Origin of the sequence: Pedobacter sp. (assembly GCF_035566355.1) — a bacterium.
Taxonomy (GTDB): Bacteria; Bacteroidota; Bacteroidia; order Sphingobacteriales; family Sphingobacteriaceae; genus Pedobacter.
Genome location: NZ_DATMRL010000212.1, coordinates 1 through 10,099 on the forward strand (window position 1 = coordinate 1; position 10,099 = coordinate 10,099).

The following is a 10,099-nucleotide window of genomic DNA, read 5'->3' on the forward strand; positions in this document are numbered from 1 at the left end:
AAAGCAGAGATCTGGGCAAACGGAGAAAAGATCTGAGAGAAAACAAATGCAGAACCATCTGACTTTAAAATCGACCTTCCTAAAGGTAAGGCTTACAGCCAGATTACAGTATTGTTCCAATCTAACATCAATGAAAAAACCGGTTTAGGGGGTGTGGTAGAATTTAGATAACCTCCCTGTGCAATTTGATATAAAAAATCCTGGTGCGCTGCGGACCAGGATTTTTTAATTAATATTTCACAATCTTAAATTCTGTTCTTCTGTTCAATTGATGTTCAGCCTCAGAACATTTTACCCCCTTAGCGCAACGGTTCAACAACTGGCTTTCTCCATAACCCTTAGCTGAAATCCGGTTTTTATGAATACCCTGATCAATGATGTACTGCACTGCTGAATTTGCCCTTCGCTGAGAAAGCCACCGGTTGTACTGCTCATTGCCCCTGCTGTCTGTATGCGACCCCAGCTCTATCCACATCGTCGGATTATCCTTCATAATCCGCACCAGTTTATCCAACTCTATCGCTGCATCGGTGCGAATGCCTGCTTTATCAAAATCATAATAAATGTTCTCCAAACGGATCGCTTTATTCAAGGTTATCATTTCCAGATACAGATCCTGTTTCAATACTGTTGACCTTGTTAAACCGATTGTACTCACCGAAGCACTGTCCCGCCGAAAATCAGTCTTCTCTCCCGTTAAACCATAGCTTGAAGATTCAGCAAGGTTAAACCCAAAACGACCATCTGCTCCCGTTTGAACTTTAAGGTTTCCGCCTCCGATTTTCTGCAAACTCACGACCACATCTCCCAGGGGGCCGGCAGTTCCCTTTTTATATACTGTACCTTCCAACCTGAACAATGGTGCTTTTTTCATGGCATAGCTATAAATATCATCACTTCCCAATCCTTCGAGCCGGTTAGAAGAAAAATAGCCTTGATCTGCTGAAATGGGCAAGCAGGCAAAATCGTCCTGAGGAGAATTTAAAGGATAACCTGCATTCTCTACCGCAGCAAAATGATCACCGTCAAGTTTTGCCTTAAAAATATCCAGGCCGCCCATACCTATCCGGCCGTCACTGCTAAAATAGAAATTACCCTGCTCATCAAAGGCTGGGCTGCGCTCGTTTCCTTCCGTATTCAATTCACTTATATTAACTGGCAAAGCCCAGTCTCCTGATGCTTCGCGTTGGCTGTAGTAGAGATCGGTTCCTCCCTTGCCACCTGGCATATTGGATACAAAATAAAGCACCTGGCCATCCTTACTTAAAAAGGGGTCGCCAACTGAGTAGCTGTTAACCTTATTATATTTAAACGGAACGGCCCCACTCCAGTTTCCCTGCGCATTTTTCTTTGCGCTGTAGATTTCTATATTCACTGTCTGGATCCGCTTATTGTCAAATTCTCCCTTTTTGGGAATCCTGGTCAATGTAAAGTAGACCTCGTTTCCATCGGCACTAAAACTGGCGGAGGCCACATGATAATCAGTAGGTACATGCAGGGGAAAAAGAGTAACCTCTCCATCGCCCGTCTTCTGTTCATACAGGTTTAGATACCCCCTCCCAGTCCAGCCATACACCTTCTGATCCGGAACTCTAGAACCATCAAACTTCAAAAAGGCTTTCCCTTTCCTGTGGCCTTCAGATTCTACATTTCCACGGTCAGAACTAAAGACCAGACCTTTCTGATAAACCGCAGTTCCCCAGTCAGATGCCTTACTGTTTAACGTTTTCTGGTTGTCAATATTTAAAGTTTTGGGATTTTTCATCCAGCTTGAAGCCGAATCACAACTGGCCAGCCAGCGTTCTTTTTGCAGGACTTTGATGGTGTTGTTCAATGCAGCATATTTTACATATTGTTCCCGTGCTTCCTTGTATTTGCTATTGTTCTGCAATGCACGCGCATAATTCAATACATTTTCCCATCCGCTCTCCGGCAATTTTACAGCTATTGCATACCAGCTTTCTGCTGCTTTGTAATTTCGCACTTGCTGGTTGCAAAAGGCCAGGCGCTCTGCTGCATGCAAACTTTCCTTTTTTTGATAGGCCTGCTCATAAAGATCTATTGCTTTCTCATAATTATATAAATCATAAGCTACATCAGCTTCTTTGATCACATATTGCCCTTTTACAACGCCAGTATAACACGACAGAATTGCGATACAGCAAACAATCCATATGTTTTTAAATAAAATAGACCCCATAGCCTTAAAAATATCTGGGTGTTAACATTCTTGTCTTTTTGAGCTTGAAATAATAGCCAACTGAAATCTCATGCGTTCCTCCACTATATCCTTGCAAAGGTCCTACAGAAAAATCATAAGCATAACCAATGCGAAAGTTACTGGAAGCAAAAATTTCCATTGCTGCGACTACCGAATTTTGTGTACTTAAGTCACGTTGCAAGTAACTCTTGTCATAGAGTTTTACGCCCATTCGATAAGATCCCCCCACCCATATCCGTTCTCCAAGAAGTAAAAAGGCGTTCAAATCTAAATTGGTCGGACCTGCCCGGTCATCCTTTAACAGAAAAGAGGGTTTTAACATAAAATCTTCTGATAAAGACACTAATGCACCAGCAGTTAAATAATAATGGGGTTTAGGCTGAGGGATAAAAGCATAACGGCTTATGTTCGTATATTGAGAGATCAGGTTATCGGCAGAGAACCCTGCATAAAAACGGTTATCAGCGTAATAAGCACCGACCCTTGCATCCGGCACAATGGTGCTTTGGTTGCCTGTAGGTTGGTCCGGTTCTGCTTCGTTAGGATTCAGTTTCGCTCCGTCAATACCGAGCTGTACCGCCCCCACTCCAAGGCCGAAAGCCAGGCGGGCGCTGCCATCTTCATTCATCCGGATCCGGTAAGCATAGTTGGCATAACCAGCCAGGTTACTCTGCGCACCGAGCTGATCTTTGGAAATTTGCAAAGCCAGGCCAACATTACCGTCGTTGGCAATAGCATCTAAAGCCAATGACATCGTTTTTGGCCCTCCGGTAATTCCAGTCCACTGACTCCTGTAAAAGGTATGAATGTTCAGCTGTTCTTTGTAACCTGCATAAGCAGGATTGATATAGATTCCGTTAAACATATATTGACTGAACTGGGCATCTTGTTGTGCCGGGGCAGTATTTATAAAAAGTATCGTGAATATAAATAATAAGAGTCGTCTTTTCTTCATAAGTAATATAGCCCTTTGCAGGTTGTGCCCAAAAGATATAAGCAGGTAAAAATAGTTTACTTGACAGCAATACCTTTATACTCCTGTGTTCATTTTCTGTTCATTTTTATTAACTTTTAATTCTGGGTCGATCGAGTACGAACATCTCTATACCGTAGGCGTGGTATATAATTATCTGCTTTAGATTTAACACAACAACAATGAGAAATAAACATTAAGTATAAAATATAATGTTTATTTTGTGTTTTCATTGCAGACATATATGATCGCTTATAATTTACTTTCTGATGAGGAGCTCATGGTGCTTTTAAAAGCGCGCAACCACAGGGCCTACGAGGAAATTTATAAAAGATATTGGGGTATGCTTTACAGGTATTCCAAGAAAATGCTACAAAATGAAGAGGAATCAAAAGATGTGATCCAGGATGTTTTTGTCATGATCTGGGCCAAATCATCCACTATTGATCTCCATACTTCTTTATCTGCTTTTTTATACGCCAGTGTTCGAAACAGTATCTTGAGGTTATTTGAAAAAGGAAGGATCAAAGAACGCTATATGAATTCACTGGAGAAATTCATTGACGAAGGAACGGATATTACTGATCACCTGGTCCGCAACCGCGAATTATCCAACCGTATAGAAAGTGAGATCTCTAAACTCCCACCTAAAATGAGAGAAGTATTTGAACTAAGCCGAAAAGTACACCTTTCTCAGAAAGAAATTGCCTGTAAAATGGAGATTTCTGATAAAACGGTAAAAAAACAAATGAACAACGCCATTAAAATACTCAAACTCAAATTGGGTACTACCATCACCATTCTGTTGTTTTTCCATTTTTTTAAACTTTTTTAAAATATTTTTCAATTTTCTCTACTACCTGGGTCCTTACAAATGCTCTTATGTAAAAACGCCCTAACTGGTAATATAGAATGAAGAATAAAAGAGCGAAAAAATTAATATCCAGGTACTTGGAAGGTAAGGGTAGTCCTAAAGATGCCACTCTTGTAGAAAGCTGGTATTTAGAAGAGACCAAAGACAGGCCTGAGGATATTGATCCGCTTGATTACCCGGAGATGGAAAAAGTACTCTGGGAAAACATCAGCCAGCAGAACAGTATAAAATATCCTTTTAAAAAAACACTGTATTGGTCTGCTGCTGCTGCTGCAATTGCAATATTGGGGGTTTCGTTATATTTCACAAAACCAACCACCTCAAGGGGCAACTTAACTGACTTTGCAAAAACAGATTTGCCTGCCGGTGGCAACAAGGCTATTCTTACTTTAGCCAACGGATCTAAAATCGTACTTGAAGATGCCCTGAAAGGTACCATTGCAAAACAATCCGGAATATTGATTACCAAAACCGCAGATGGCCAATTGGTTTATACTCAACAAGCAAACTTAAGTGCGGCTGACGCAGGTAGTTCTGCTGCTTTAAATACCATTGAAACACCTAAAGGCGGCCAGTACCAGGTCAATCTGCCCGATGGAACCAGGGTATGGTTAAATGCAGCTTCCAGTTTAAGCTACCCTGCCAGATTTAGCGGACAGCAAAGAAGGGTTATTTTAAAGGGAGAAGCGTATTTCGAAGTGGCTAAGAACAAAAAAATGCCTTTTATTGTAAATAGTGAGCGGCAAAATATTGAGGTGCTGGGCACACATTTCAATGTAAATGCCTACGCCGATGAACAAACCACTAAAACCACACTAGCTGAAGGTAGTGTAAAGGTAACTTTAACCAATAGCAGTGGAGATAATCAAATACTGGCTCCAGGCCAGCAGGCGGTTGTCGATCGTCAGATTAAAGTACGATCTGTTGATATAGAAGAGGCTTTGGCCTGGAAGGAAGGCATCTTTATGTTCAACAATGAGAACCTGGAGAGCATTTTGAGAAAAGTGTCCCGCTGGTATAACGTAGATATTGAGTTTCAGCAAAACGAACTTCGTACAAAGTCTTTTAATGGTACAGTGTCCAGATTTGGTCGTGTATCGCAGATCTTAAAAACATTGGAATTAACCGAGTCTGTTCACTTTAAAATAGAAGGGAGGAAAATTATCGTTTTAAAATGAGCCAACCGCTTTGTTCCAAAAGAAAAAATCAGTGATGCCTCGGAACACCACTGATCTATGTTCGCAGTAAACTGCGCGCTGAGTATGGGCAAGCAAAATAAATTAGGATATACAATACTTAAACCCACAACAAACAATCAAATGTATAAAATTTATACGGGCTTTTTACATAGGGCAAGTACCTATATGGCCAAATTTTCACCAAAAACCGCATTAAAAAGGCAGTTGATAATGAATGTTAAACTTACTTCCCTGCTCATGCTTGCCTTCCTGGTCCAGGCCAGTGCCAGCATCCGTGCGCAGAATATCTCTTTAACTGGAAAAAACATCAGCATAAAATCCGTTTTTAAGGAAATCAGAAAGCAAACAGGGTACAATGTTCTCTGGGAGCAGGATAAACTTAAAACCAACCGGACCATCGATGCCAAATTTAAAAACACACCTCTTAATGAGGTAATGGTAGCGTGTCTGGAAGGGCAAAATTTAAGCTTTTCAATTGAGGCCAATACCGTTGTCATTAAACCTTCTTCTACTTCTTTCTTTGAAAAACTGATCCGGGTCTTTACTGATATTGAGATTAAAGGAAAAGTTGTGGATGAAAAAGGAGTACCTATGCCCTATGTTTCTATCCTGATTAAGGGTACCAAAACCTGGTATAAATCAGATCAGAATGGAAATTTCAGCTTTAAGGTTCCTGGTAATGATGCTGTACTCGTACTTTCTTACATGGGCTATCAAACACAGGAGGTATCTCTCAAAACATCTAATGAACTATCGGTTAAAATGGTACCCGCACTTTCTGATTTGAATGAAGTGGTGGTGGTGGGTTATGGTACGCAAAAAAAGGCGAATTTAACAGGTGCAGTAGATGCGATCACAGCTAAACAACTGAATGACCGGCCTATTGCCAATTTAGGTCAGGGCTTGCAGGGATTGATTCCTAACCTGAACATTTCGATTGCTAATGGAGCGCCCAATACAGCACCAGAATTTAATATCCGTGGTTTTACTTCTATTAATGGTGGCAAGCCTTTAATCCTGGTAGATAATATTCCTTACTCTTCTTCTGAGCTTCTGTCATTAAACACCTCTGATATTGAAAGCGTTTCCGTTTTAAAAGATGCGGCTTCCGCAGCAATCTATGGCGCAAGGGCTGCTTTCGGTGTTGTGTTGATTACGACCAAATCTGCTAAAAGCGATAAACTCAATGTGAGCTTTAATGCTTATACTGCCATTCGAACCGTTGGAAAACTGCCAGACCTGGTTACTGATCCATATACGGTATTACAAATGAAGAATCAGGCAGCCTATCCCCTGTACAATCCAGCCTATAGCCCGGCATTGGTCGAAGCTGCTCGCCTACGTTCTTTAGATATGTCTTTACCGAGCGTTATCATCGATCCAAATGATCCAAATAAATGGTTCTATATTGGAAATACAAACTGGATTAAAGAGGCCTACAACAATTCCGCCCCTACATATAATGCCAACCTCACCATCTCGAAAAAAACTGATCAATTAAGCTACTTTTTATCTGCAGGTTATTACAATCAGCAGGGCCTGGTAAAAAATGCCAATGAAAAGAACAACCGGTATAACATGCGGGCCAAAGTAGATTTAGATGTGACCAAATGGCTTACCTTATCTAACAACACAGTACTTAGCCAGGGTGGTTATGAAAGCCCTAACATTGTGAATGGCGGAAATTATTTTCAACAGATCAATCGCTCCAATGTTATTGATGTACCTAAAAATCCGGACGGATCCTGGACTTCTCAAGGTGCCAGTGTATTGGGCGCAGCGCAGGAAGGTGGAAGAATAAACGTCAACAGCCATACCCTGCAAACTACCTTCTCCTTTAACACCTCTTTGATTAAAGATGTATGGAGTTTAAAAGGTGATGCAACTTTCCGCAGAATTGATTCACTGTCCAGGTCTTATGATATTCCGGTTGCCTATAAAACCGGACCAAATTTATCCCCTCCTTTAACCTCTACCAGCAGTGCCAAAGATCAAAACACAAACATTAAATATGATGTGGTCAACGTCTATACAGATGCACACAAAAAACTGGGCAACCATTTTATTTCCGGACTGGTTGGTTATAACCAGGAACATTCCATCAACACTTATTTTTCAACTGAACGCAAACAGCTGATCTCTACCAATATTCCATCGGTCAACCTCGCAACGGGCGATCAGACCACCACAGAAAACATTAGAGAATGGGCGGTTCAGGGTCTTTTCTATCGTTTAAACTATAATTATAAGGAGAAATACCTGCTGGAGTTTAACGGCCGTTACGATGGATCATCCAGATTTACTGCTGGCCACAGATGGGTATTTGTTCCTTCTGCTTCTGCAGGATGGATCCTTTCTGAAGAGGGCTTCTTTGAACCTGTAAAAAAGGCTCTGCATATGGACCAGTTTAAAATCCGAGGTTCTTATGGAGTGCTCGGAAATCAAGCCTCGGTCAATGAATATGATTACCTGTCCATATTGCAAAGTGCCAAGGGCGGACAGATCCTGGATGGCAAACAAGTAACCTATGTAAACCCTCCCAAACCAATCTCAGATAATTTTACCTGGGAAAAAGTATCTACGGTGAATGTCGGTGCTGACCTGAGCTTTTTAAATAACAAACTGGAACTAAACCTGGATAAATACACCAGATACACAAAGAACATGCTTGTTCCAGGAAAACCATTACCAGGGGTTTTTGGTGCTATTTCGCCTACAGCGAATGCAGCAGATCTTAAAACAAATGGCTGGGAAGTGAAACTGAGCTGGAAAGATGATGTTCCGGTGGCCGGTTCTCCATTGAGTTATAACGTTACCCTTGCTTTAAGTGACAGCAAAACTTTCATTACCCGGTTTGATAACCCAACAAATTCCCTGACCAATTATTATAAAGGCATGGAAATTGGCGAGATCTGGGGTTTACAAACAGAAGGTTTTTTCCAGAACGCGGCCGACTTAAAAAATCACGCCGATCAGACTGCAGTTGGTGAAGATGATAACAACTACCGCTATTATGTCGGTGACATTAAATTCAAAGACCGCAACAATGACGGAAAGGTTGATTTTGGAAACAATACCGTTGATAAACCTGGAGACCAGACCAAAATCGGGAGTAATGCTATTCACTTACCTTACAGCATCGATCTTTCCGCCGCATGGAAAGGATTTGATGTCCGCGTATTTTTACAGGGCGTAGCCAAAAGAGATTGGTATCCAGGAAATTCCAACATTTATTTCTGGGGAATTTACGCCCAGCCATGGACAAATGTCACCGTTCAAAACATGGATCACTGGACACCAGAAACCCCTAATGCCTATTTTCCAAGGGTAAAAGCCTATGCCGCTGAAGATGCAGGTATGGAACTTGGTATCCCAAATGACAAATACCTGCAAAACGCAGCCTATTTAAGGGTTAAAAATATCACACTGGGTTATACACTTCCAAAAAGTATTCTAAACAGATTAAAACTGGCCAATGTACATTTCTATGTAAGCGGTGAAAATCTTTTTGAATATACTAAACTCAAAGTAAAACTAGATCCGGAAGGTCTTAACGGGAATATCTACCCCTTCCAGCGCACCTATTCATTTGGTATGAACGTTAATTTTTAAGCATCATGAAAACAAGATACTACCTTACTTTTTTGATGGCATTTTTTGCAGCTGTTGTTTTTTCTGGCTGTAAGAAAGATTTTTTGGAAAGACTTCCTCAAAGTGCCATTACCTCCAAAGATTTCTTCAAAACCGTTGCCGATATGGAAACCTATAGCAATGGTTTTTATGAAATGAGCGGAAACACCTCCTTGGGCGCCGGTACAAGTGATGTATTTTCAGACAACATTTCAGTCTACCTTGGCGGAAGCGAGGTGGACAATATGATCCGGGGCAACATCAGTGCCTCAAATGTATCGGGGGATTCCTGGAAATGGGATAACTTGCGCAGGATTAACTATATGCTGAACAATCTCCAAAATGTAAAAGGAGATCAGACCTCTATTGATCATTTTAAGGGCATTGCCCGTTTTTACAGAGCTGTATTCTACTTCCAGATGATGAAGCGCTTTGGTGATGTCCCATTTTACAATACAGTATTGGGTACCACCGATGATGCGGCATTATACAAACCCAAAGACCCTCGTAGTCTGGTTGCCGATTCCGTTCGTGCGGATTTCGAATTTGCAGCAGCCCATGTGAAAGCCGATGGCTCTGCCACCAGAATTACCAAATGGGCTTCCCTATCCATGCTGGCCAGATTCTGTCTGTTTGAAGGTACCTTTCGGAAATATCATGATGAACTGAACCTTCAAAGCACGGCAAACTCTTTTCTGGAAAGAGCGGTTTCTGCATCTCAGGAGGTTATGGCAGCCGGTTTTAGCATTTATAATACTGGTAAGAAAGCGGAAGATTATCAGAAATTATTTACGAGTACAGATCTGAGTTCCAATAAAGAGATGATCTTTTACCAGGACTACAATCAGGCGCTGAACCGTTCCAACAGCACACACTATGTTTTTGACTGGCAATGGTCTCTGAGCAAATCACTGGCAGATACCTATCTGATGCTCGATGGCACACCTTTTACCTCCAGCCCTGGTTACAGTACGAAACCATATGTACAAATGTTCACTAACAGAGATCCAAGAATGGCCACAACCATTATGCCTCCTGGGTTTTCTACAGTTATCGGAGGTATTCCCAATAAGACCAGACCAACTTTTGGAGGTTATCCGCAAATCAAATTCTATGCACTTGACCCTTCTACCAAAGTCTATACAGAATTTACCGATCTGCCTGTAATCCGCTATGCGGAAGTGTTGCTGATCAATGCAGAG

General features: G+C 41.4%; 6 protein-coding genes. 4 read left to right on the forward strand and 2 right to left on the reverse strand.

Annotated elements, in window-relative coordinates; translation table 11 throughout:
* Positions 1–229: 229 nt before the first annotated feature.
* Together VNZ46_RS08165 and VNZ46_RS08170 are read right to left on the reverse strand one after the other, a co-directional pair.
* Entirely contained in the window at positions 230–2,113 is a 1,884-nt protein-coding gene (locus VNZ46_RS08165; protein WP_325559594.1) for an OmpA family protein, read from the reverse strand.
* Between the two features lie 91 nt (positions 2,114–2,204).
* Positions 2,205–3,176 (reverse strand): type IX secretion system membrane protein PorP/SprF, encoded by a 972-nt coding sequence (locus tag VNZ46_RS08170; protein WP_325559595.1) that lies wholly within the window; start codon positions 3,174–3,176, stop codon positions 2,205–2,207.
* Between the two features lie 262 nt (positions 3,177–3,438).
* Here VNZ46_RS08170 and VNZ46_RS08175 point away from each other — a divergent pair, with 262 nt between their 5' ends.
* From VNZ46_RS08175 to VNZ46_RS08190, 4 genes are all read left to right on the forward strand, one after another.
* A complete protein-coding gene (locus tag VNZ46_RS08175; RefSeq protein WP_325559596.1) occupies positions 3,439–4,029 on the forward strand; it encodes an RNA polymerase sigma-70 factor in 591 nt (196 codons plus the stop codon).
* Between the two features lie 77 nt (positions 4,030–4,106).
* Positions 4,107–5,246 (forward strand): FecR family protein, encoded by a 1,140-nt coding sequence (locus VNZ46_RS08180; RefSeq protein WP_325559597.1) that lies wholly within the window; start codon positions 4,107–4,109, stop codon positions 5,244–5,246.
* A 231-nt stretch (positions 5,247–5,477) separates the two neighbouring features.
* Positions 5,478–8,879, forward strand: coding sequence for a TonB-dependent receptor (locus tag VNZ46_RS08185; protein WP_325559598.1), 3,402 nt, complete (start codon positions 5,478–5,480; stop codon positions 8,877–8,879).
* Between the two features lie 5 nt (positions 8,880–8,884).
* A partial coding sequence (locus tag VNZ46_RS08190; RefSeq protein WP_325559599.1) for a RagB/SusD family nutrient uptake outer membrane protein occupies positions 8,885–10,099 on the forward strand: 1,215 nt, incomplete at its 3' end.

What these genes read in the sequence shown, in the direction of transcription:
- VNZ46_RS08180 (WP_325559597.1), top strand. Translation starts at nt 4,107, where the DNA reads ATGAAGAATAAAAGAGCGAAAAAATTAATATCCAGGTACTTGGAAGGT.
- VNZ46_RS08170 (WP_325559595.1), bottom strand. Translation starts at nt 3,176, where the DNA reads ATGAAGAAAAGACGACTCTTATTATTTATATTCACGATACTTTTTATA.
- VNZ46_RS08175 (WP_325559596.1), top strand. Translation starts at nt 3,439, where the DNA reads ATGATCGCTTATAATTTACTTTCTGATGAGGAGCTCATGGTGCTTTTA.
- VNZ46_RS08185 (WP_325559598.1), top strand. Translation starts at nt 5,478, where the DNA reads ATGAATGTTAAACTTACTTCCCTGCTCATGCTTGCCTTCCTGGTCCAG.